This is a genomic window from Rhizobium sp. 'Codium 1' (assembly GCF_020889605.1).
Lineage (GTDB): Bacteria > Pseudomonadota > Alphaproteobacteria > Rhizobiales > Rhizobiaceae > Allorhizobium > Allorhizobium algae.
Genome location: NZ_JAJGPW010000001.1, coordinates 1,011,165 through 1,032,747, shown reverse-complemented (window position 1 = coordinate 1,032,747; position 21,583 = coordinate 1,011,165). Strand labels below are relative to the sequence as shown.

Here is a 21,583-nt window from a genome sequence, read left to right as displayed (position 1 = left end):
CGGCGCGATCGATGAGAGAGTCGGCCGCACAACAAGTGCGCGGCCGACGGAAATTACTGCAGCGATGCTTCAATTTTTGCTTTGGCTTCGGCCGAAACCCATGCTCCCCAAACGTCGCCCCTGGTCTTCAGGAATTCCTGAGCGGCTGCGCCGGCGTCAGCCTTCTGATCAACCATATAGGCGAGGCTTGCATTGACATCCTCGAGGGGGAAGGTCGCCTTCTCAAGGATCTCGATGATCTCTGGTGCCTCCTTGGCGAAGGTGCTGTTGACCCCGTAGGCCACGTCCACTGCCGGGAAGGCGCAGCCGCCTTCGCGCTTGCCGGTGGCGCTTGTGAGTTCCTTCCAGCAGGCCTCGTCATAGGCAGGCTCTTCGAGCTTAATCAGCTTGAACTTGCCCATCACAGCCGTCGGGCTCCAGTAGTAAAACAGTGCAGGTTCACCCTGAAGGTACGCGGAACTGATCGCCGCGTCGAGCGCTGTCCCGGTGCCCGGCCGGAAGTTCACATAGGAATCGGTCAGTTTGTAGGCTTCCAGCTTGGCCGTGTTAACGCCTTCACAGGTCCAGCCCGACGGGCAGTTGAGGAAGCGGCCCTTGGATGGCTCTTCCGGATCCTTGAACAGTTCGGCGAATTTTGGATCGGACAGCTGCGAGACGCTCTTCAGGTCCGGCGCCCTCGCCTCAATCCCCTTTTCTGCGTCACCCTTGACCAGATATTCGGGCACGAACCACCCCTCAGAGGCGCCGACGAAGGGTTTCCCGACCGAAGCGACCTGCCCTGCGGCCACCGCATTGTTCCAGATGTCGGACCGGCCGATCCATTCTTCGGCAAAGATCTGGACATCATTGTTGGCGGTCGCCTGCTCCAGCGTCACCGAATTGCCCGGGATGGAATCGACCTTGCAGTCGTACCCCTTGGCAAGGATTGTTTTCATAACTTCGGTGATCAGCGCGCCGCTTTCCCAATCAATTCCGGCAAACGTCACAGTCTTTCCATCGGCGCAATACGAAGCCGCATTGGCGCTGAAGGCGGATCCGCCGAGTATGATGGCGCTCGCAAGCAACGCGTATTTCAGATTATTATTCAGCATGGAATTCCCCTTCTCTGTGTGCTGATTGATGTCGTTGTTAAAAGCTCAAGCCAGCTTCAGGAGAACCTCCCGAAAAGCCCGGTTGATTTCATCCTCGTTTCGATGGCGCCCATCCTGGACGACCCATTGACCACCGGCCATGACATCCCGAACCGCTTCGGATCCCAAAGCAAACAGCCAGCGGTCGAGAACCTGGTCGCCAGTGCTCGTCCCAACAAACGGATTGCTGCCGTCTAAGACGATGAGATCCGCGCGAGCGCCGATATGGATGCCGCTGGTCTGTTGACCGGCAGCCTGCGCGCCCCCTTTGAGCACCGCATCAAAGACAGTACGACCACTGGAAGTTCCCGGACCGGCTGCCAGACGGTTACGGCGTCGATCGCGCAGTCTCTGGCTGTATTCGAGGAGGCGTAACTCTTCCGCAACGGAGGTCGCCACATGACTATCGGTTCCGATACCATATGCGCCGGCTTGTGCAGCAAAGTCCGTCGCCGGAAAAATCCCGTCACCAAGATTGGCCTCAGTGGCCGGGCAAAGGCCGGCGACAGCGCCAGAGCGAGCCAGGCGCATCGTTTCGTCCGGTGTCATGTGGGTCGCGTGAATAGCACACCAACGACCGTCCACGGGCATTTCATCCAGTAGGTACTCGACGGGTCGACGGCCACTCCAAGCCAAGCAGTCCTCCACTTCCCGCTCCTGTTCGGCGACATGAATGTGGATGGGACCGCCTGTATGTTCGGATGACAGGATAACCCGCATTTCATCCGGCGTCGCCGCCCGGATGGAATGAATGGCCAGGCCAAGGCGCGCGCCGACTGCCTTGCATTCCGGCGCCAGACGTTCGAGCAAGGAGAGAAAACCGTCCACACTGTGAATGAACGGCTTCTGGCCATCATTGGGCGCGATGCCGCCAAAGCCGGCATGCGCGTAGAAGACGGGCAGATGCGTCAGCCCGATCCCGGCCGTCTCGGCTGCGCGCAGAATACGGGCCGACATCTCGAAGCCATCGGATCGACCTGATCCCGTGACCGCATGATGAAAATAGTGAAACTCGACGACATGGCCGAAGCCACCTTTCAGAAGTTCACTATACAACTTCGTGGCCACAACCTCGACATCGTCTGGCGACATGCGTTCGACCAGCCGGTACATGGTCTCGCGCCAGGTCCAGAAGCTGTCATCGGTCGATCCCGCCTTTTCAGCGAGCCCCGCCATGGCGCGTTGAAAGGCGTGAGAATGCAGGTTCTGCAGGGCGGGAACGACGGGGCCGGCTGCACGCATCGAGTCCGCATCGCGGGTGCGTCCCGGCTGGATGGAGACAATCATTCCACCGTCGTCGATCCCGATCATGACGTCGGACGTCCAGCCCTCAGGCAGAAGAACACGTTCACAAAACAGCGTCTGAGGCGTTTTCATCTCGAAACCTCGTCAAGTTGTATAGGCAACATGGCAGGTTTCGGTTCTGAGCGCAAGCGGTGCGCCGCCTAGGGTACTTCAAAATCTCGTTCGGCCTTGTGACCGGCCGAGATCAGATGGCCCGATGAATGGCAGCGGGACTTGGAGCCGGCGCAGATGCGAGCTCCGCCAGCTCGTCCCGGTGCCGCATCATGGCCTTCAGAAGCGCATGATCGCGGACGAGAGCAGCCTGGCGCAGGGGTGATGGCGGGAAATGCGCCATGGCAAACTGCATTGCTTTTCCCGCCTCTTCGACGGATGGGAAGGCGCCAGCTGCCACTGCGGCGTGAAGCGCGCAACCTAAAAGCACCGCATCGCAATCCTTTGGCACATGCACGTCACAGCCAGTGGCGTCGGCATAGAGTTGAGACAAAAGCGGATGATCGGCCAGTCCGCCCGCGAGCAACAATCGCTTCGGCGCACCGGCGCCAAGCGGCTGGTGCTCGATGATGTGCCGGATGCTACAGGCAAGCGCGACGCAACTGCGCCAATAGAGCTTGTGCAAAGACACCGGGCTCAGATCGAGATCCAGTCCGGCGATGGTTCCGGTCAACAGAGGATCGGAGAGCGGCGAGCGGGTTCCGTGCAGGTCGGGCAAGACTGTGATGGGTAGGCCGAAGTCGGATCCTTCCTCCGCGAGATGTTCGGAGATGGCGTCGAGGATCGCACGGTGACGCGCCTTCATCGGCGTACCGCCGGCGGGATGCAGCTTGACGATGTGGTCGAGAAAGGCACCTGAGGCGGATTGCCCGGCCTCTGTCAGCCAGAGTCCCGGTACGGCGGCATCGCGAAATCCGCCCCAGCACCCGGGACCCGCGATCGGTTCTTCGCTGAGGCGCACGATGCAACTCGAAGTCCCCGCGATCAGCACGGCCTCGGCCGATAGCGGCACCTCAAGCCGAGCGCCCGCAGCAAAGAGGCCAACCGTGCCCGCATAGGCGTCGATGAGACCCGGCGCCACCAGGCAATGCACGTCAAGGCCGAGTTCCGCAGCGCTTGCGGATGTAAGCGTGCCAATCAGCCGATCCGGATGCTCCGATCGCAATGGCAGCCCGGCCCGTTCCATGACATCCGAGAGGCCGACTTTCCGGTAGTAGTCGAGAGGCGGCGCGCCCGGCGCTTCAGGCGTATATCCCCATTTCGACGCAAGGGCCGAATGGCTGCGTTTGTCTGACGCCGTCGCGCGCCATGTCAGGTAGTCGCAAAGATCGAAGATCTGCCCGCAGGTGGCCCAGATGTCAGGCCGATGCGTCTTCAACCACAGCAGCTTCGGGATTTGCATTTCGACAGACAGGCGCCCGCCGAAGCGGTCCAGCACGGGGTCGGCGATGGCATTGCAGGCCTCCGTTTCGGCAATCGCCCGATGATCCATCCACAAAATGGTGTCGAGGCCGGGGTTGCCGGAAGCCGAGATGGAAATCGGTTTGCCGTCCCCATCCCGCACGACCAGCGAACAGGTTGCGTCGAAGCCGATGGCGAGCACGGTCTCTCCGGAAACGCCGCTTTCCGTGAGCGCAGCGCGAACGGCCGTACACACAGCGGCCCAGATCTCTTCGCTGTCCTGCTCAAGATGTTTCGGGAGGGATTGGTACACGCCGATTGGCACGACGTGACGGGCCAGCTGGCGACCGCTCAGATTGAACACCCCGGCTCGTGCACTGCCCGTGCCAACATCCACGGCCAAGATGTGCTCACGCATCAGTCAGATCTTCCGGTCTCCTCGCCCCGAAGACAAAGTGGAGCAAATTCTCCATGGCGTCAAATTGGGCATCCGGTTGGAGTTGCATCAACGCCTGTCGATAGCTGGCATGTTGAGTATGGGATCCGCCGGTGAAGGCACAGACTTTCATGCCGGCGGCCTGGGCAGCCCGGACACCGGCGGGGCTGTCCTCGATGACGAGGCATGACTCAGGCGCGGTACCCATTTCGGCCGCCGCATGCAGGAAGAGATCAGGCGCCGGCTTGCCATTCCTGACCATGGTGGCACTGAAGATATGTGGTGTCAGCCGCGCCAGGAGCCCTGTGACGGAGAGCGAAAGATTGATGCGTTCCCGCTGGCTGGAGGAGGCCACGCAGCATTCGACATTCGCGCCCTTGAGGGCGTCGATCAGCGTCGCGACGCCGGGCAGGGGTTTCAATTCGGCACGAAAGCGTGCGTAGAGAACTTCGCGCATACCGGCGAGAAAGGGTGGATCGATCTCGACGCCGAATTCGGATCTGACGGCTTCCGCCAGCGAACCGAGACTGCGCCCGAGAAAGCGATCGGCGGCTCCCTCGATCGTCAGCCGAATACCGTTCTTCGCCAGGGCCTCGACCAGCACTTCGAGCGCGATCCCCTCGCTATCGACGAGGACGCCGTCACAGTCGAAGATCACGAGGCGAATCGGCTGCGGCTCCATGGTCACTCAGCTGGCAAGGGTTCCGTCGATGTAGCGTTGAAGCGTAGTGGCGGTGCCATGGCTTCGCAAACTGTCGATGGCCGTGGCGAACTGCGTCTGGAAGCGGGGATCGGCGCCCACCGATCCGAAGATGTCGCTGATCCCGATAAAGGCCGTCGGATCGTTGCGAGATGCCAGAGCGGCTGCATGAAGGCGATCGGCGCTGGGATCGTTGAAGGTGATTTCTATCCCGCTGTCTGTCTTCCCCTCAAAGTATCGGCACCAGAGCGCGGAAACGAGAGCAAGGCCCTGTACGTCAAGACCCTGGGCGAGACGATCGGCTGTCGACGGCAGGATGAATTTCGGCTGCCGGTTCGAGCCGTCCTGAGCAAGGCGTGGAATCGTGTCGCCGATCTTCGGATTCGAGAATCGTGTTTCGATCAGCCCGAAATAATCCTGAAGGCTGATGTTCGGGACGGGCGGGACGACCGGGATGATTTCCTCGTTTTCCAGCTTGGCGAGGAAGGCGCGGATCAGTGGGTTCTCCATCGATTCATGCACGAAATGGATGTCCATGAGGGCTGCCGGATAGGCAATGGCTGCGTGGCCACCGTTCAGGATGCGCAGTTTCATCAGCTCATAGGGCGCAACGTCAGGCACGAAGGTGACGCCAACGTCCTCCAGCGCCGGGCGTCCGAGCGGAAACTTGTCTTCCAGCACCCATTGCTTGAAGCCTTCACAGAAGACCGGCCAACCGTCCTCGATGTCGTAGCTCTCGCGGGTGATGTCGATCTCCCGCTGTCCGGTCGCGGGCGTAATGCGATCGACCATGGAGTTCGGGAAGGCGACATTGTGGTGGATCCAGTCGGCGAATTCGGGGTCTGAAAGGTGGGCGAGCCCGCAGACCGTCGCTTCCGTCACCTCGCCATTGCCGGGAATATTGTCACAGCACATCACGGTGAAAGGCGGAATGCCTGCGGCGCGGCGCGCCTTGAGGCCCGCAATCACCAGACCAAACACCGTCTTGGGGTTGGCGGGATCCTGCGCATCAGCGACGATCGCGGGATGAGTGAGGTCGAACTTCCCCGTCGCCGGGTCGATGAAGTAGCCCCCCTCCGTGATCGTCATCGAGACGATACGGGTCTCGGGCGAGGAGAGCGTTGCAATGATCCGCTCGAAATCCGGTGCCGTGATCACATCGAGCATCGGCCCGGTGATTGTCGCCGCAGACCGGTCCCTGTCCTGTTCGACGACAGTGGTGAGAAAGTCCTGCGCTTTCAAAGTATCCCGCATCCGCTGGTCCGACACCATGACGCCGGCGCCGATAATGCCCCAGTCGAGATTGCGGCCCTTGTTGAAAAGCTCATGCAGATAGATTGCCATATGGGCGCGGTGGAAATTGCCGACGCCGAAATGCAGGATTCCGGGACGGATATCCTTCCGGCGATAGGCGGGCAGGGACGCCCGGTCGCCAATGTCTGCGAGAGTTGCAAGCGAGAGTTTGACTGTCATGGGTGCATTCCTTGGCTTGGCGCCGCAAGAGCCGTCAGCTCATCCAGTTTCCGCCATCGACATTGTAAGTCTGGGCAACGATGTAGTTGGCTTCGGCCGAGGCGAGGAAAATGGCCATCCCGGTCAGGTCTTCTGCCCGGCCCATCCGGCCGAAGGGCACCTCTGCTCCCACGAGCGTCTTCTTCTCGCCGAGAGGGCGGTTTTCATATTTGGCAAAGAGCGCATCCACACCATCCCAATGCTCTCCGTCCACGACACCTGGCGCGATCGCATTGACATTGATGCCGTGTTTGATCAGGTCGAGGCCTGCTGACTGCGTCAGCGAAATTACGGCTGCTTTGGTGGCGCAATAGACGGCGACCAGGGCTTCCCCGCGTCGCCCGGCCTGGCTTGCCATGTTGATGATCTTGCCGCCCTGTCCCCGCCCGATCATCGATCGTGCAGCCGCCTGCATCATGAAGAGCGTGCCGGCGACATTGATCGAGAAAAGGCGCTCATAGCTCGCCCGCGTGATCTCCACGATTGGCGCGAGATCGAAGAGCGCGGCATTGTTGACCAGAATGTCGAGACCGCCCTGACGATCTTCCACGGTCCGGATCGCAGCCTCGATCGAGGTCTGGTCGGTGATGTCGAGCTTGACCGCATAGGCCTGGGGGCCGATCTCGGCTGCCGTGTTTTCGGCCCGCGCGAGATCGATGTCGGCTATGGCGACGGTCGCGCCTTCCCGAACATAGGCTTCGGCAAAGGCCCGCCCGATACCGCGTGCGGAACCGGTTATCAGTGCGGATTTGCCCGAAAGCCTCATGCTCATAGGGCCAGTCCCCGCTCGTCAAAGCGATGGATGCGGTTCTCGTCGGGCGTCGCATAGACGATGTCACCGTGACGGACCGGCATTTCGCCGCTGCAGCGCGCGGTGATCGTGCCGAACTCTTCCGTGGCGATATGCAGGAAGGTGTCGGAGCCCAGATGCTCGGCGACGGTGACCTTGCCTTTCCACGCGCCTTCGGTGGTCGACAGCGTCATGTGCTCGGGCCGGACGCCCATTGTGTGAGCACCCTGTTCCTGAGCCTTGGGGCCGCTGATCAGGTTCATCTTGGGAGAGCCGATGAAGCCGGCGACGAACAGGTTGCGCGGGCTGCGGTAGAGGTCGAGCGGCGAGCCCACCTGCTCGATGCGGCCCTTGTTGAGCACCACGATTTTGTCGGCCATCGTCATCGCCTCCACCTGATCATGGGTGACGTAGATCGATGTTGCATTCAGTTTCTGATGCAGCTCCGAGATCTCGAGCCGCATATTGACGCGCAGCGCCGCGTCGAGGTTCGACAGAGGTTCGTCGAACAGGAAGCATTCCGGCGAGCGAACGATGGCACGACCGATCGCCACACGCTGGCGCTGGCCGCCTGAAAGGTTGCGGGGCTTGCGTTCGAGATAGTCCGTCAGGTTGAGGATCTTGGCGGCTTCCTCGACTTTCCGGTCGATCTCGGCCTTATTCATCTTCGCCATCTTCAGCGGAAAGCCGATGTTCGAGCGCACGCTCATATGCGGATAGAGAGCATAGGACTGGAACACCATGGCGAGGCCGCGCTGCGAGGGCGCCAGATCTGTCGCGTCCTTGCCGTCGATCAGGATCCTGCCACCCGATGTGTCTTCGAGACCGGCGATCAGTCGCAGCAATGTTGACTTGCCGCAACCAGACGGGCCGACGAAGACGGCAAACTCACCATCGTTGATCTCGAGATCAATCGAGGGGATGACCGAAACTTCTCCAAAGGTCTTCGAGACGTTCTGAAGTGTGATGCTACCCATCTTCTTGTTCCTTACTTCACAGCGCCAAAGGTGAGGCCGCGGACGAGTTGTTTCTGGCTGAACCAGCCGAGGATGACGATGGGAGCGATGGCAAGCGTCGAGGCTGCCGAAAGCTTTGCCCAGAAGAGACCCTGCGGGCTGGAGAAAGATGCGATGAATGCCGTGAGCGGCGCCGCGTTTGTGGTGGTGAGGCGGATCGTCCAGAAGGCTTCATTCCAGGCCAGGATGACGTTGAGCAGCATGGTCGAAGCGATGCCGGGCACCGCCATCGGTGTCAGCACATAGACAATCTCGCTGACGAGCGAGGCTCCATCCATGCGTGCGGCTTCGAGGATCTCGCCCGGGATTTCGCGGAAATAGGTGTAGAGCATCCACACGACGATCGGCAGGTTGATCAGCATCAGCATGATGGTCAGGCCGATGCGCGTATCGAGCAGTCCGAAGTCTCGAAACATCAGGTAGATCGGGACGAGTACGGCAACTGCAGGCATCATCTTGGTCGAGAGCATCCACATCAGGATGTCCTTGGTCCGCTTGGTCGGCGAAAACGCCATGGCCCAGGCGGCAGGGATCGCGACGATGAGCGCAAGAATGGTGGAGCCCACGGAAATCACGACGGAATTCATGAACGGCTTGAAGTAGTCACGCTGAGTCTGAACCGTCACATAGTTTTCGAGCGTGAAGGATGGAATGAGGTTGAAGCCCTGGATCGCTTCCGTCTCCGTCTTCAGCGACGTGATGATCGTGTAGAGGATCGGGAAGAAGATCAGCATGGCCAGGGTCCAGGCCAGCGCGGTGAAAGCGATCTTCTTACGGGTGGTGATAGCTCTTGCCATGGTCGTTCTCCTCAGCGGTCAAGGTTCTTGCCGACCGCGCGCATCAGGAAGAATGCGACGATGTTGGCGAGGATGATGGCGATGATGCCGCCGGCGGATGCGCCGCCAACGTCGTATCCAAGAAGGGCCGTGCGATAGATCAGGAAGACTAGGTTCGTCGATGCATAGCCTGGGCCGCCATTGGTTGTGACCAGGATTTCCGCATAGACGCCGAGCAGGAAGATCGTCTGGATCAGGACGACGACCGTGATCGCGCGGGCGAGATGCGGCAGCGTGAGGTAGATGAACTGGTTGATGAAACCAGCGCCATCCATTTCTGCCGCTTCCTTCTGCTCGCCGTCCAGCGACTGAAGGGCGGTCAGGAGGATCAGCGTGGCGAAGGGAAGCCACTGCCAGGCAACGATGATGATGATGGAAAAGAGGGGATATTGAGCGAACCAGTCGACAGGCTGGAAACCGAACCAACGGTTCATATCGGCAAGCACCCCATAGCCCGGATGCATGATCATGTTCTTCCACACAAGGGCTGCCACCGGCGGCATGACAAAGAACGGGGAGATGATCATGATCCGCACGATACCCTGGCCAAAGATCGGCTGGTCCAGAAGCAGCGCAATCGCGATGCCGCCCCCCACGGTGATCGTCAGGACGCCCCCGACGAGCAGGAGCGTATTCCAGATCGACTGCAAGAATGCGGGGTCGGTGTAGAAGAAGCGATAGTTGAACAGACCGGCAAAACTGACATTGGCCGGATTGAGCAGATTGTAGTTCTGGAACGAGAACCAGAGTGTCATCGACAGCGGCACGATCATCCAGATGAGGAGAAGGCCGACGGAAGGCGCCATCATCAGACGGGCGAGCGTCCGGGTATTTTGCGTAGCCATGGGTTTAGCTCTCTTCCTAGAGGCCGGCATACCCTTCTCGGGTGCTCAGGCTCGTCGTTCCAGGTGGCGAATATATCCGGGACACGGTCCCTCCGGGGCGGAACCGCCGGTCCGCTTTTCAGCTCCTCGAAGAATGCCGCCCGGACCTCGGTCCGGACGGCAACTTCGGGAGGATATTACTTGATGTAACCGGCGCGGGTCATTTCGCGAACCGAGACCTGCTGGGCCTGGGCCAGCGCATCGTCAACCGACATCTGACCTGCAAGTGCCGCAGAGAACAGCTGGCCGACCGTCGTACCAAGGCCCTGGAATTCCGGGATGGCAACGAACTGCACACCGACATAAGGCACCGGCTTGACGGCAGGATTCTTCGGGTCGGCAGCATTGATCGAGTCGATCGTCATCTTGGCGAACGGAGCGGCCTTCTGGTATTCGGCGTTCTCATAGAGAGACGTACGGGTACCCGGAGGAACGTTGGCCCAGCCTTCCTTGGAGGCGACCAGTTCGGCATAGGCCTTGCCGGTTGCCCAGGAGATGAACTTCTCGGCCGAAGCGGACTTCTGCGAGCCGGCCGGGATGGCGAGGTTCCAAGCCCAGAGCCAGTTGCCACGCTTGCCAAGACCTGTGTCCGGTGCCAGGGCGAAACCGACCTTGTCGGCAACTGTCGAGTCCGTCGGGTTGGTGACGAAGGAGGCAGCGACCGTGGCATCGATCCACATGCCGCACTTGCCCTGCTGGAACAGTGCCAGGTTTTCGTTGAAGCCGTTGGACGATGCGCCCTGCGGGCCGGCGTCATTCATCAGCTTGACGTAGAAGTCGAGCGTGTTCTTCCATTCAGGCTGGTCGAACTGGGGAGCCCAGTTTTCATCGAACCAGCGTGCACCGAAGGCATTGGCAGTGGCGGTGAGGAAGGCGACGTTCTCGCCCCAACCGGCCTTGCCGCGCAGGCAGATGCCGTTGATGTCATTGGCGCGGTCGGTCATCTTCCGGGCAGCGTCAGCCACGAACTCCCAGGTCGGGGCGTCGGGCATCGTCAGGCCGGCCTTTTCCATCAGGTCCTTGCGGTACATGATGAACGAGGACTCGCCGTAGAACGGTGCGGCATACAACTTGCCGTCGTCACCGGTGAGACCCGAACGGATCGCCGGCAGAAGATCGTCAACGTCATAGTCTGCGCCGAGATTGTCGAGGGGCAGGAGCCAGCCCTGCTTGGCCCAGATCGGAACTTCATAGGTGCCGATCGTCATGATGTCATACTGGCCGCCCTTTGTGGCAACGTCGGTCGTGACGCGCTCGCGCAGAACGTTCTCTTCCAGCGTGACCCATTCGACATCGATGTCGGGATTGGCAGAGGTAAATTCGGAGGTGAGGCCCTGCATGCGGATCATGTCACCGTTGTTCACGGTAGCGATCGTCAGGGTTTCGGCCGAAGCCATGCCGGCAAGCGCCAGCGCCGAGCATGCGCCCAGCAGGATCGTCTTCAATGTCATGTCTTCCTCCCAGAAGAAAAATGAGCATTCGCTTCGCTCATGGGCAATTACTCACTCACTGGGCGAAATATGTCAACCGGATTCCATGCTGCAGCGCCGCATGAACTGGTTAACGCTTGGATCTCAAATTGAAATTTTAGCTCAGCCTAGGACGCCAAAAGATGACGCGCCGCCTCTTCATCGGTGATCAAACCGTTGATATGGCCGCCGCGAACCGCTGCCAGGATCGCCGGATGCTTGCGTCGGCCCCTTGCAAGAGCCACGACGGTCGATGTCTTCCGTGACGGAATCTCAAGGCTCGCGACCCGTTCGTTGACGGAATGCGTCAGCAATGTCCCGTCTTCCCCGAATATCCAGCCGCAGATCTCCCCGACCGCTCCGGCCTGAAGAAGATCCTCCATTTCCTCGGGCTTGAGAAAGCCATCGAGGAGGAGTGGTGCGTTCATGTTCATCTCGCCGATGCCAACGAAAGTGACATCCGAGCGCTGGGCCAGCGCGATGGTCGGTGCAACCAGAGGCTGGCTATGCAGCAGTTCACGCTCGGCAGGAGAGGACACGATGACAGGCAGCGGCATGGGGAAATGCGGCGCCTTGACCGCGTCGGCCATCGAAAAGATGACGTTGAAATAGGCGGCTGACCCGTCCGGGCTGATGTTGCCCGTCAGCGAGACGATCTTGTGCTGCGGACATTCCATTGGCGACAGCTGGTCGACCATGGCGCGCAGCGTGCGGCCCGTCCCCATGGCGATCACCAGCGGATCGGGTTGTTTGAGCCAGCGCTCCAGTTGCGCAGCGCCAGCCTCGGCAACGCCGACGGTTGCGGATTCCGAAGCCGGATCCGACGGAACGATCTCGACTTCCTTGAGGTCGAACTTCTTCTGCAGCGCCTCCGCAAGCTCCAGGCACGCCGCGATCGGATGGTCGAGCCGAACCTTGATCAGCTTTTCCGCAACGGAAAGCGAGACGAGACGCTGGGCGCTCTGCCGTGAAATTCCCATGGATGCAGCGATCTCGTCCTGGGTTCGCCCGGCGACATAATAGAGCCAGCCCGCGCGTGCCGCATCATCGAGCCTCGTTTGCCCCTCGCCGCGTTTCGCCATGAAGTCATTCCTCCGTCTGGCGACAGTGCTGCCAAGTTTGCCCGCGGCTGTCAAATCCGGTCCGTCCATCCGGCACTCTGGAACGCTTCGCGGGCTGACGTGTTGGACCCTTTGAACCTCAATTTAAGGAGATCGAACATGGTCCGCCTCATCACGCTCGCTGCTGCAACCGCACTGACATTCTTGGCAACGGCAAATGCCCAGCAGACGGCGCCGATCCAGCAGTTGCCGACGCCGCAGCCCTCAGCCGAGACGGAGGCGCTTGGGCCCGCCGGCTTCGTCCAGCAGGCTGCCGCTTCCAACGAAATCGAAATCCGCTCGGCCGAACTCGCCTTGCGGCGGAGCCAGGACCCGCAAGTGACGGAGTTCGCGCAAACCATACTGGATGATCATCGCCGGGCGCAAGAACAGTTGCAGTCGGCGGCCGATGCCGATTCGGTGGCGATCGTCCTGGAGTTGTCGATGGAGCAGAAGCAGACCCTGATGGCGCTGGAACAGGCCGAGGAGAGCCAGTTCAACAGTGCTTACATGTCGGCCCAGATGAAGGCACATGATGAGGCGATCAGGTTGCTCGGCGCCTATGCCGATCACGGTCCGGCCGGCAGTCTGAAGACTTATGCGGTCGCGCATTATCCTTTGATTCGGACCCACAAGGTGCGGGCTCAGTCACTGACCAATGATTGAGCGGAGGGCAGCGAGGGGCAGGACATGGCCATTTGCTGCCCTTGCCACATCTGGCTGACGGCGGCACTTTTGGTTGCAGGACAAAAAGAACCCCGCCGAAGCGGGGTTCAGGTGGGCGCCCTCAGGGGCGGCCGGGGGAGGTGGGAGGAGGGGAACAATCCCATATGAACTTAGGAACTGCCACTTCGGCCCATTGTTCCCGTGATGGAACAAAGAATCGTTTCGTGCTCCCTTCTACGGCGTCAGACTTGTTCGGCCTGAGCGCCACTGTTCGGCTTTGCCGGTCCCAGATCCGGCTTCTGACCCAGCGGCTGCATGAGCTGCGACACGAATTGCCCCTTGCCATCCATCGACCGACCCTCTGACCAGCGTCCGGGTGCAGGCGAAGTGCCGTCTTGCTGGAAGCCGAGATAGGCGTAGCTGAAATCCTGTTTCTCCTGCCCCTGCGGAAAGCTGTTGAGAATGGGGAACGCGCCACTTGCGCCACCCAGTTCCTCAAGCGCTGCCATCCACTGGTTCTGGTGCATCGTGTCGCGAGCGATGAAATAAGACAGCATGTCCTTCATCCCGGGATCATTGGTCATGTTGTAAAGCCGCGTCGCAAGCACGCGTCCGGTTGACTCGGCGGCAACATTCGCCGTCATGTCGGCGGCGATGTTGCCGCTGGCATAGATGTGGGACATGTCGAACGGCACACCGTCGGAATCGACAGGCATGGCGGAAAGACCAGCGGAAAGCAGGTTCTTCAGATTGATCCCGCCCAGCACGGCTCCACCGACGGGATCTGTTCCGCGAATTTTTTGCGATTCGAAAAGCAGGATTACTGCTGGTCCTTGGTCTTGAGCGAGTCGCCGAGGTTCCGCTTTTCCGGGTCCTGAAGATTCTCGCCGACCGCGTTTCGGTCCACATCCGGATCGTCCTTTGCCGGCATATAGCCGCTTGGTTTGTTATCCTTTGGTCCTTCCCATCGCGGAGATTGGTCTGTGGTTCCCGGCTTTCCACCTTTCGGCGAGTACGTGCTCATGGCTTGTCTCCTTGTGGCTGTTTGTGGATGTTGAACTTTGACCAACTGTCAGGCCTGCCAACCGTTCCGCAGGAACATTTGCCGGTGCCTTCTGTTTGCCTTGGGAACGGTGACGGAGAGCTGATGATGAAAAGCGGGACGGAGAGCGCGACGAAGAGGCCGCATGTGGTCATCGTCGGCGCAGGCTTCGGTGGTCTGGCCTGTGCCCAGGCGCTGGGCAATACGGAAATCGACGTCACGGTGATCGATCGCCGCAACCACAACCTCTTCCAGCCGCTGCTCTACCAGGTCGCGACAGCGGCCTTGTCGCCGGCAGATATCTCAGAACCCATTCGCCGCACGCTGGGCCGGTATGAGAACATCCATGTGGTGATGGCCGAGGTCGTGTCGGTCGATGCACCCGCACGGACGGTTATCCTGAAAGACGGTGGCTCGACCCCCTTTGATCGCCTCGTGCTCGCGACAGGCTCCACCTACAACTATTTCGGACATCAGGACTGGCAGCAGCATGCGCCGGGTCTGAAATCCGTTCACGAAGCCCGAGACATCCGCCACAGGCTCCTTCTCGCTTTTGAGAAGGCGGAGCGAAGCACGGACGAGGCCGAAAAGCGCAGTCTTTTGACCAGCGTGGTCATCGGCGGTGGACCGACAGGCGTCGAAATGGCGGGCGCAATCTCTGAACTGGGTCGTTTCATGATAGCGCAGGATTTCCGCAGGCTGCATCCCGATCAATTGACGGTGCTGCTCATCGAGGCGGGACCGAGGATTCTGTCAACCTTCCCGGAAACTCTCTCGCGATATGCATCCGATTACCTTGCAGGAATCGGCGTCGATATACGCCTCGATACGCCTGTCGAAGATATCACGGCAGAGGGGGTTCAGGCTGGCGGCACGTTCCTGCCTGCAAGCTGCATTGTCTGGGGAGCCGGCGTGAAGGCGTCTCCCGCGGCCGAATGGCTGGGCATTGAGCCGGGAGCTGGCGGCCGACTGCCGGTGGGGCCGGATCTGTCGGTCACGGGCACGGCCGGCATATACGCATTGGGCGATACGGCTCTTGCGTTGGGAAAGGACCGCAATCCGCTGCCGGCCCTTGCGCAGGTGGCCAAGCAACAGGGAATATTTCTCGGTCGCGCGCTGAAAGCCGACCTCCTGTCCGGAAAGCCAATCCCCACGTTTCACTTCCGCAATCGGGGCAACACCGCGGTCATCGGGCGGAATGCCGCCATTTTTGACTTCGGATCCTGGCAGATCAAGGGTCGGCTTGCCTGGCTGCTATGGGCCCTCGTCCACGTGTATTTGCTTGTCAATTTCGAGAAGCGGCTGCTCGTCAGCATCCAGTGGATCTGGCGGTATTCGACGCGCCAGAGAGGTGCGCGTGTGATTGACGAAACGGCGGTCTCCGCCACGGTACCCGCAACGGAAGCCAAGGACAGAGCGGCGAATTGATTGCGCGCCCGATTTTTGGGTGGACAAGGTCAGTGGCGCTTGCTAATCGTAATGATATTACATAACGAAAAGATCAAGGCTTGACCGCCGGGGTCTGCAGATCCTATGCAAGCAGATGACGGTTCCCTCAACGGATGACTCCGAGGGGATTAATAGGGAACACGGTGCGGAAGACCCAATAGGGACCAAGACCGTGGCTGCCCCCGCAACTGTAAGCGGATTGCTGTCCATTCTTGCGGCGTTCACACGCCGAGCCACTGCGGGTCACCGTGGGAAGGCAATTGGAAAGCGTTTGTCCGCGAGCCAGGAGACCTGCCGTCAAGTGATGAAACCGAAGCGGACGGGGTGTTCCGATGGATACGAACTGGCTTTTGCACAGCGCCCGTTGGCGCGCCGAACTCATGCCATTTTGCCTCCGGACAAATCCTGCGGAGGACTGGCATGCATTCTCTTCCCGATTTTAGGCCGGCACGGCAGCCTTTTCACCGTGCCTGTGACCCGACGGCAAGTCACCGCTCTCTGGCGGAGGCTCAGTCATGAGCTGCAGCACCAAGGGATGCTCCGTCCGGGTCGCTGATCTCGGCTGGGGGCCAAAGCCATCGCATTTCCTCGTCCGAGGCGTGTCATTTGCTCTCGATGCGGGTGATCGCATGGCCATTGTCGGGCCGAATGGCGCGGGCAAGACCACGCTGCTTCGCTGCCTCTATCGTGGCGTCTCGCCGCTCGAAGGCCGGGTCGAGGTCGACGGCCAGGACATCTGGTCGATGACCGCGCGCCAGCTCGCGCGCCGCGTTGCCGTGGTTCTTCAGGAAATGCCGGGGGACTTCCCCTTTACCGTCAGAGATGTGGTCATGATGGGCCGGGTTCCGTGGCGCGAGGGCTTCGCAGGCTGGAGCGACCAGGATCGGGCGGAAGCCGAGCATGCGCTTGACCATCTCGACCTCCTGCGTCTGGCAGGTCGGCAGTTCTCGACCCTGTCCGGAGGCGAGAAGCAGCGTGTCCTCGTGGCGCGTGCGCTGGCCCAGAAGCCCGAGATCCTCATTCTCGACGAACCGACCAACCATCTCGACATTCGCCACCAGCTTGAAATTCTCGACCTGCTCGGCGCCTTGAACCTCACCATCATCACCACCCTGCACGACATCAATCTGGCTGCCGAATTCGCAAGCCATGTGGCCTTGATGCAAGGCGGGCGGATGAGTGCCTTCGGCGCGCCGGAAGCCGTGCTGACCGAGCAGGCCCTGTCCGGGACATTTGGTGTATTCGCCGCCCGCCAGCCGGGCGATAGCCACCGGCCCCACCGCTTTTCCTTTTCCCTTGAATTGAATTGATTTCGAAAGGACCTGTCCATATGGCGACCCGCCTCCTCCTGTCCGCCACATTTTTCGCCTCGGTTTTCACCGCCACGTCGGCTTTCGCCTATCCGGTGACGGTCAAGAGCTGCGATCGGGAAGTCACCTTCGATGCCGCACCTGCCCGCGCGATTTCCAACGACGTCAACCTGACCGAGATGATGCTCGCCCTGAAACTGCAGGACCGCATGGTCGGCTACACTGGCATTTCCGGCTGGAAGACACTGGACGAGGGACTGCGCGAAGGGGTGAAGGAGCTGCCGGAGCTTTCGCCAAAATACCCGACGATGGAAGTGATGCTGAACGCCGACGCCGATTTCTACTTCGCCGGCTGGAATTACGGCATGAAGGTGGGCGGCGAAGTGACGCCCGAAACGCTGGAGCCCTTCGGCGTCAAGGTCTATGAACTCACCGAATCCTGCATCCACATCATGGCAAAAAACAAGCCGACCATGGATGACATGTTCGTGGACCTGCTCAACCTAGGCAAGATCTTCGGCGTAGAGGCGCGTGCGGAAGAATTGGTAGCGGGCTATCGCAAGCGCCTCGGTGAGATCACCACGCGGGTCGGCGCCGTCGAGAAACCCGTACGGGTTTTCGTCTATGATTCCGGCACGGAGAAGCCCTTTACCCCCGGCCGCTTCGGAATTCCGACTGCCATGATCGAGGCCGCCGGTGGCGTCAATATCATGGACGATGTCGAAAAGAGCTGGACCGAAGTGTCCTGGGAGCCGGTCATCGAACGCAACCCGGAGGTCATCGTCATCGTCAACTACGGCGATGTGACCGCAGAACAGAAGATCGCCTTCATGAAGGAAACCCCGGCTTTCAAGAATCTCGATGCGGTCAAGCAGGATCGTTTTGTCGTGCTGGAATATGTCGAGGCGACGCCCGGCCCGCGCAATGTGCAGGCGATCGACCGTCTCGCCGACGCCTTCCATCCGCGTAACATGTGATGCCTGCGAAGGGGTCGCCCTGCGTCCCCCTCGGGCAACACGTTTCAAGGCAGCATGATGCAAGGTCGATTGTTCATCTGGGCGGGGTTAGCGCTCTTCCTTCTCGCACTGTGCCTGACAGCAGGCGTATCACTGGGGTCAGCCTCCATACCGGCCGAGACAGTCTGGTCGATCCTGGTCAACAAGCTGATGCCCGGGACCTTCGAGCCGACCTGGTCGGCCGGGCGCGAAAGCATCGTCTGGGATGTGCGCTTTCCGCGTGTGATTCTTGCCGGTCTCGTCGGCGCCGGTCTCGCCACGGTGGGTGCCGTGCTGCAGGCCGTCACCCGCAATCCGCTCGCCGATCCGCATCTGCTCGGCGTCTCCTCCGGCGGTGCTCTGGGAGCCATCATTGCGCTGCTGCATACCGGATTGATCTTCGGCCTTGTCACAGTGCCGCTGTTTGCCTTTGCCGGTTCTCTCCTGGCGACGCTGGCCGTGGTCGCCGTGACCCGTTTCACCGGTGCCGGTGCCGACCGCCTTGTCCTCTCGGGGGTGGCGATCGCCTTTGTCGCGACGTCTTTGGGAAATCTCGCAATCTTCCTCGGGGATCCGAGAGCGGCGCATACGGTGGTCTTCTGGATGCTGGGTGGTCTCGGCCTCGCCCAGTGGTCGCATCTGCTCTATCCGGCGATGGTGCTTGTCGGCTGTCTGACCTTCCTTGTCGTGCGTGCGCGGGAGATCAACGCAATGGCCATGGGGGATGAAACGGCAGCCACGCTCGGCGTTCCCGTTGCCCGGTTCCGAGCGGAGCTCTTCGTGGTCACGGCCCTGTTGACCGGCGTCATGGTCGCCTTCTCTGGCGCCATTGGTTTCGTCGGTCTTCTCGTTCCGCACTTTGTTCGCCTGACGGCCGGTAGCGACAACATCCGCGTCATTCCCCTCTCAGCGCTTGCCGGCGCCGTCATCCTCATCTTCGCAGACATTGTCTCGCGCACCATAATGGCGCCGGAGGATCTGCCGATTGGCGTCATCACCGGCCTTGCCGGCGGCCTCGCCTTCATTCTGCTTCTGCGCCGTCGATAGTTTCGGACCGTGGCTATTGCTCCTGTTTCGTATTTGCCTAGACTGAAGAAAAACGAAAACGGGAGGGGGCGACATGATGTTTTCGGCGAGGCAGGCAGAGATCATGGCTCTGGCCAAGGAACACGGCCGTGTCCTGGTGGATGAACTCGCGGCGCGATTTGCCGTCACTCCCCAGACAATCCGCAAGGATTTGAATGACCTGTGCGATGCGCGGGCCCTGAACCGTATCCATGGCGGTGCCGTTTTCCCCAGCGGAAACGAGAACGTCAAATACGAAGCGCGCCGGTCAATGGCTGCAACCGAGAAACAGGCGATAGGCCGGGCCGCCGCTGATCTGATCCCTGACAATTCTTCCCTCTTCATCAATATCGGCACCACCACTGAAGCCGTCGGAGATGCGTTGATCGACCACAGGGAATTGATGGTCATCACAAACAACATAAATGTTGCCAATCATTTGCGTGTCTTCCCTTCGATCGAAGTCGTCATCGCAGGCGGCGTGGTCCGCGGATCGGACGGCGGCATCGTCGGCGAGGCGGCCGTGGATTTCATCCGTCAGTTCAAAGTGGATTTCGCCGTCATCGGGGTTTCCGCCATCGATGAGGATGGTGCGCTGCTCGATTTCGATTTTCGTGAAGTGAAAGTGGCCCAGGCGATTATCGCAAACGCGCGCCACGTCATCCTCGTGTCCGACGCCTCGAAGTTCGAACGCACGGCACCCGTTCGCATTGGCCATATCTCGCAAGTCCAGACGTTTATCACCGATCACTGTCCGTCTGACAGCATCAGGGCCATCTGCGCCGAGCAGGATGTCCGCCTCGTCGAAACAGCACCTCTGAATGGGCAAACCTAGCCGGAAGCAAGTTTCGTTTGACATTCGTTTAAATTTCGCAAATTATATTGAGACTTTCGCAATGGCAGCAAATGCTGCAGGTGCGAACATGCGGAGGGGTGATGTCAGGGCAGCCAATCTACGATCTGTTTGTGATCGGCGGTGGGATCAATGGATGCGGGATCGCGCGTGATGCGGCCGGCCGTGGATATTCTGTCGCCTTGGCTGAAATGAACGATTTCGCCTCGGGCACTTCGTCTGGCGCCACCAAGCTCATTCATGGCGGACTGCGGTATCTCGAACACTACGAGTTCCGCCTGGTGCGCGAAGCCCTGATGGAGCGTGAGGTCCTCTGGGCCATGGCGCCGCATGTCATCTGGCCGCTGCGCTTCGTCCTGCCCTTCCAGAAGGGGGGCATCCGCCCCGCCTGGCTGATCCGCCTCGGCCTTTTCCTCTACGACAACCTCGGCGGCCGCAAGCTCCTGCCGGCGACGAAGACGCTCGACCTGCGCCACGATCCCGCTGGCAAGCCATTGAAGCCGGTCTTTTCCAAGGCGTTTGAATATTCCGATGGTTGGGTCGATGACGCCCGCATGGTCGTCCTCAATGCCCGCGACGCGCAGATCCGTGGCGCAAACATTCTGAGCCGCGCGCGCGTCATGTCAGCCCATCGGGAGGACGGCCACTGGGTCGTGACGACAAAGTCGCAGCGCGACGGCGCTGTTGAAACGCACCGCGCGCGTATGCTGGTCAATGCCGCAGGCCCCTGGGTGGATCAGGTTTTGGCAGGCGCCTTCGGTCGCAACAACGTGCACAATGTCCGCCTTGTCCAGGGCAGTCACATCGTTGTGCGTAAGAAGTTTACCGACCCGCGCGCCTATTTTTTCCAGAATCCGGACAATCGCATCATCTTCGCCATTCCATACGAGGGCGATTTTACCCTGATCGGCACGACCGACCGCGACTACACCGAGGATCCGAAGGATGTTCGCATCAGCTCCGAGGAGGTAAACTACCTCTGCGGCGCTGCAAGCGAGTACTTCAAGGAGCCGGTGCGGCCCGAGGACATCGTGTGGAGCTATTCTGCCGTCCGTCCGCTCTATGACGACGGTGCGTCAAAGGCGCAGGAAGCGACGCGTGACTATGTGCTGAAGATCGAAGGCGCCGAGGGCGAAGCGCTCTTGCTGAATGTCTTTGGCGGAAAGCTCACCACCTATCGGCGTCTGGCCGAACACGCGCTGCAGAAGATCGGCGAAGCGATCGGGGAAAAGGGCGCGCCCTGGACCGCCGGAAGTCGTCTGCCGGGGGGAGATTTCCCTGCCACGTCTTTTGAAGCGACGGTCTCCGGCCTGCTGCAGACCTATTCCTTCCTGGAGCGCGGCCATGCCGAGCGGCTGATCCGCTGTTATGGCACGGATTCGAAGTCGATCCTGGGGAGTGCGACGTCGATCGCCGATCTCGGCCGCCACTTCGGAGGCTCGCTCTACGAGGCGGAAGTGCGCTGGCTGGTCGAAAAGGAATGGGCGGTCACAGCCGAAGACGTGCTGTGGCGCAGAACGAAACAGGGACTGTTCCTGACGCCGGAGGAGGCGAAGGGGCTGGATGCCTATCTGGGGATGCTGGCGGCGGCCTGATCGCCCATCCCACTGAAATAGACCGACGGTTTGGAGGA

20 protein-coding genes and 1 riboswitch are annotated in these 21,583 nt (G+C 60.5%); of the genes, 7 read left to right on the top strand and 13 right to left on the bottom strand.

Going from position 1 to position 21,583, the window contains the following annotated elements; all coding sequences use genetic code 11:
- Positions 1 to 53 precede the first annotated feature (53 nt).
- From LJE98_RS05000 to LJE98_RS04950, 11 genes are all read right to left on the bottom strand, one after another.
- Positions 54 to 1,091, bottom strand: coding sequence for an ABC transporter substrate-binding protein (locus LJE98_RS05000; protein ID WP_229573776.1), 1,038 nt, complete (start codon positions 1,089 to 1,091; stop codon positions 54 to 56).
- 45 nt (positions 1,092 to 1,136) lie between these two features.
- A complete protein-coding gene (hutF, locus tag LJE98_RS04995; RefSeq protein WP_229573774.1) occupies positions 1,137 to 2,507 on the bottom strand; it encodes a formimidoylglutamate deiminase in 1,371 nt (456 codons plus the stop codon).
- Positions 2,508 to 2,619: 112 nt separating this feature from the next.
- The gene (locus LJE98_RS04990) at positions 2,620 to 4,245 is read right to left on the bottom strand and encodes an FGGY family pentulose kinase (protein ID WP_229573773.1); all 1,626 of its coding nucleotides are present in this window, start codon (positions 4,243 to 4,245) and stop codon (positions 2,620 to 2,622) included.
- Positions 4,238 to 4,945 carry an HAD family hydrolase gene (locus LJE98_RS04985; protein ID WP_229573771.1) on the bottom strand — a complete coding sequence of 236 codons (708 nt, stop codon included), beginning with the start codon at positions 4,943 to 4,945 and terminating at the stop codon, positions 4,238 to 4,240. Before LJE98_RS04985 ends, LJE98_RS04990 begins: the two co-directional genes overlap by 8 nt.
- Positions 4,946 to 4,951: 6 nt before the next feature.
- Positions 4,952 to 6,436: a mannitol dehydrogenase family protein gene (locus LJE98_RS04980; protein ID WP_229573769.1), complete on the bottom strand. Its 1,485-nt coding sequence runs from the start codon at positions 6,434 to 6,436 to the stop codon at positions 4,952 to 4,954.
- A gap of 34 nt (positions 6,437 to 6,470) precedes the next feature.
- Positions 6,471 to 7,247 carry an L-iditol 2-dehydrogenase gene (locus LJE98_RS04975; protein ID WP_324255811.1) on the bottom strand — a complete coding sequence of 259 codons (777 nt, stop codon included), beginning with the start codon at positions 7,245 to 7,247 and terminating at the stop codon, positions 6,471 to 6,473.
- Positions 7,244 to 8,242 (bottom strand): ABC transporter ATP-binding protein, encoded by a 999-nt coding sequence (locus LJE98_RS04970; protein WP_229573767.1) that lies wholly within the window; start codon positions 8,240 to 8,242, stop codon positions 7,244 to 7,246. Before LJE98_RS04970 ends, LJE98_RS04975 begins: the two co-directional genes overlap by 4 nt.
- An 11-nt stretch (positions 8,243 to 8,253) precedes the next feature.
- A complete protein-coding gene (locus tag LJE98_RS04965) occupies positions 8,254 to 9,078 on the bottom strand; it encodes a carbohydrate ABC transporter permease (protein WP_229573765.1) in 825 nt (274 codons plus the stop codon).
- Positions 9,079 to 9,089: 11 nt separating this feature from the next.
- Positions 9,090 to 9,962 (bottom strand): carbohydrate ABC transporter permease, encoded by an 873-nt coding sequence (locus LJE98_RS04960; protein WP_229573763.1) that lies wholly within the window; start codon positions 9,960 to 9,962, stop codon positions 9,090 to 9,092.
- Positions 9,963 to 10,138: 176 nt separating this feature from the next.
- Positions 10,139 to 11,452, bottom strand: a complete 1,314-nt coding sequence (locus LJE98_RS04955) for an ABC transporter substrate-binding protein (protein ID WP_229573761.1) — start codon at positions 11,450 to 11,452, stop codon at positions 10,139 to 10,141.
- 146 nt (positions 11,453 to 11,598) lie between these two features.
- On the bottom strand, positions 11,599 to 12,552 hold the full coding sequence (locus LJE98_RS04950; protein WP_229573759.1) for a sugar-binding transcriptional regulator: 954 nt from the start codon (positions 12,550 to 12,552) through the stop codon (positions 11,599 to 11,601).
- 138 nt (positions 12,553 to 12,690) lie between these two features.
- Here LJE98_RS04950 and LJE98_RS04945 point away from each other — a divergent pair, with 138 nt between their 5' ends.
- A complete protein-coding gene (locus LJE98_RS04945; protein WP_229573757.1) occupies positions 12,691 to 13,236 on the top strand; it encodes a DUF4142 domain-containing protein in 546 nt (181 codons plus the stop codon).
- 242 nt (positions 13,237 to 13,478) lie between these two features.
- Here the strand turns inward: LJE98_RS04945 and LJE98_RS04940 are convergent, their stop codons facing one another.
- Both LJE98_RS04940 and LJE98_RS04935 read right to left on the bottom strand, forming a co-directional pair.
- Entirely contained in the window at positions 13,479 to 14,057 is a 579-nt protein-coding gene (locus LJE98_RS04940; protein ID WP_420710102.1) for a manganese catalase family protein, read from the bottom strand.
- A complete protein-coding gene (locus LJE98_RS04935; RefSeq protein WP_229573755.1) occupies positions 14,057 to 14,260 on the bottom strand; it encodes a hypothetical protein in 204 nt (67 codons plus the stop codon). Before LJE98_RS04935 ends, LJE98_RS04940 begins: the two co-directional genes overlap by 1 nt.
- Positions 14,261 to 14,383: 123 nt before the next feature.
- Here LJE98_RS04935 and LJE98_RS04930 point away from each other — a divergent pair, with 123 nt between their 5' ends.
- The 6 genes from LJE98_RS04930 (at position 14,384) to glpD (ending at position 21,545) form a co-directional block, all read left to right on the top strand.
- Positions 14,384 to 15,706 carry an NAD(P)/FAD-dependent oxidoreductase gene (locus tag LJE98_RS04930; protein WP_229573753.1) on the top strand — a complete coding sequence of 441 codons (1,323 nt, stop codon included), beginning with the start codon at positions 14,384 to 14,386 and terminating at the stop codon, positions 15,704 to 15,706.
- A gap of 102 nt (positions 15,707 to 15,808) precedes the next feature.
- Positions 15,809 to 16,041: riboswitch (cobalamin riboswitch) on the top strand.
- 201 nt (positions 16,042 to 16,242) lie between these two features.
- Positions 16,243 to 17,037: an ABC transporter ATP-binding protein gene (locus LJE98_RS04925; RefSeq protein WP_229573751.1), complete on the top strand. Its 795-nt coding sequence runs from the start codon at positions 16,243 to 16,245 to the stop codon at positions 17,035 to 17,037.
- A gap of 20 nt (positions 17,038 to 17,057) precedes the next feature.
- Positions 17,058 to 18,014, top strand: a complete 957-nt coding sequence (locus LJE98_RS04920; RefSeq protein WP_229573749.1) for an ABC transporter substrate-binding protein — start codon at positions 17,058 to 17,060, stop codon at positions 18,012 to 18,014.
- Between the two features lie 54 nt (positions 18,015 to 18,068).
- Positions 18,069 to 19,079: a FecCD family ABC transporter permease gene (locus tag LJE98_RS04915; protein WP_229573747.1), complete on the top strand. Its 1,011-nt coding sequence runs from the start codon at positions 18,069 to 18,071 to the stop codon at positions 19,077 to 19,079.
- A gap of 73 nt (positions 19,080 to 19,152) precedes the next feature.
- Complete coding sequence (locus tag LJE98_RS04910; protein ID WP_229573745.1) at positions 19,153 to 19,932, top strand: DeoR/GlpR family DNA-binding transcription regulator; 780 nt, start codon at positions 19,153 to 19,155, stop codon at positions 19,930 to 19,932.
- Between the two features lie 101 nt (positions 19,933 to 20,033).
- Positions 20,034 to 21,545 (top strand): glycerol-3-phosphate dehydrogenase, encoded by a 1,512-nt coding sequence (gene glpD, locus LJE98_RS04905; protein WP_229573743.1) that lies wholly within the window; start codon positions 20,034 to 20,036, stop codon positions 21,543 to 21,545.
- The last annotated feature ends 38 nt before the right edge of the window (positions 21,546 to 21,583 follow it).

Excerpts from the sequence above, each read along its gene's own strand:
- LJE98_RS04950 (WP_229573759.1), bottom strand. The coding sequence starts at position 12,552 with ATGGCGAAACGCGGCGAGGGGCAAACGAGGCTCGATGATGCGGCACGC.
- LJE98_RS04935 (WP_229573755.1), bottom strand. The coding sequence starts at position 14,260 with ATGAGCACGTACTCGCCGAAAGGTGGAAAGCCGGGAACCACAGACCAA.
- LJE98_RS04975 (WP_324255811.1), bottom strand. The coding sequence starts at position 7,247 with ATGAGCATGAGGCTTTCGGGCAAATCCGCACTGATAACCGGTTCCGCA.
- glpD (WP_229573743.1), top strand. The coding sequence starts at position 20,034 with ATGTCAGGGCAGCCAATCTACGATCTGTTTGTGATCGGCGGTGGGATC.
- LJE98_RS04925 (WP_229573751.1), top strand. The coding sequence starts at position 16,243 with ATGAGCTGCAGCACCAAGGGATGCTCCGTCCGGGTCGCTGATCTCGGC.
- hutF (WP_229573774.1), bottom strand. The coding sequence starts at position 2,507 with ATGAAAACGCCTCAGACGCTGTTTTGTGAACGTGTTCTTCTGCCTGAG.
- LJE98_RS04915 (WP_229573747.1), top strand. The coding sequence starts at position 18,069 with ATGATGCAAGGTCGATTGTTCATCTGGGCGGGGTTAGCGCTCTTCCTT.
- LJE98_RS04980 (WP_229573769.1), bottom strand. The coding sequence starts at position 6,436 with ATGACAGTCAAACTCTCGCTTGCAACTCTCGCAGACATTGGCGACCGG.
- LJE98_RS04945 (WP_229573757.1), top strand. The coding sequence starts at position 12,691 with ATGGTCCGCCTCATCACGCTCGCTGCTGCAACCGCACTGACATTCTTG.
- LJE98_RS04970 (WP_229573767.1), bottom strand. The coding sequence starts at position 8,242 with ATGGGTAGCATCACACTTCAGAACGTCTCGAAGACCTTTGGAGAAGTT.
- LJE98_RS04920 (WP_229573749.1), top strand. The coding sequence starts at position 17,058 with ATGGCGACCCGCCTCCTCCTGTCCGCCACATTTTTCGCCTCGGTTTTC.
- LJE98_RS04960 (WP_229573763.1), bottom strand. The coding sequence starts at position 9,962 with ATGGCTACGCAAAATACCCGGACGCTCGCCCGTCTGATGATGGCGCCT.
- LJE98_RS04910 (WP_229573745.1), top strand. The coding sequence starts at position 19,153 with ATGATGTTTTCGGCGAGGCAGGCAGAGATCATGGCTCTGGCCAAGGAA.
- LJE98_RS05000 (WP_229573776.1), bottom strand. The coding sequence starts at position 1,091 with ATGCTGAATAATAATCTGAAATACGCGTTGCTTGCGAGCGCCATCATA.
- LJE98_RS04965 (WP_229573765.1), bottom strand. The coding sequence starts at position 9,078 with ATGGCAAGAGCTATCACCACCCGTAAGAAGATCGCTTTCACCGCGCTG.
- LJE98_RS04955 (WP_229573761.1), bottom strand. The coding sequence starts at position 11,452 with ATGACATTGAAGACGATCCTGCTGGGCGCATGCTCGGCGCTGGCGCTT.
- LJE98_RS04930 (WP_229573753.1), top strand. The coding sequence starts at position 14,384 with ATGATGAAAAGCGGGACGGAGAGCGCGACGAAGAGGCCGCATGTGGTC.
- LJE98_RS04985 (WP_229573771.1), bottom strand. The coding sequence starts at position 4,945 with ATGGAGCCGCAGCCGATTCGCCTCGTGATCTTCGACTGTGACGGCGTC.
- LJE98_RS04990 (WP_229573773.1), bottom strand. The coding sequence starts at position 4,245 with ATGCGTGAGCACATCTTGGCCGTGGATGTTGGCACGGGCAGTGCACGA.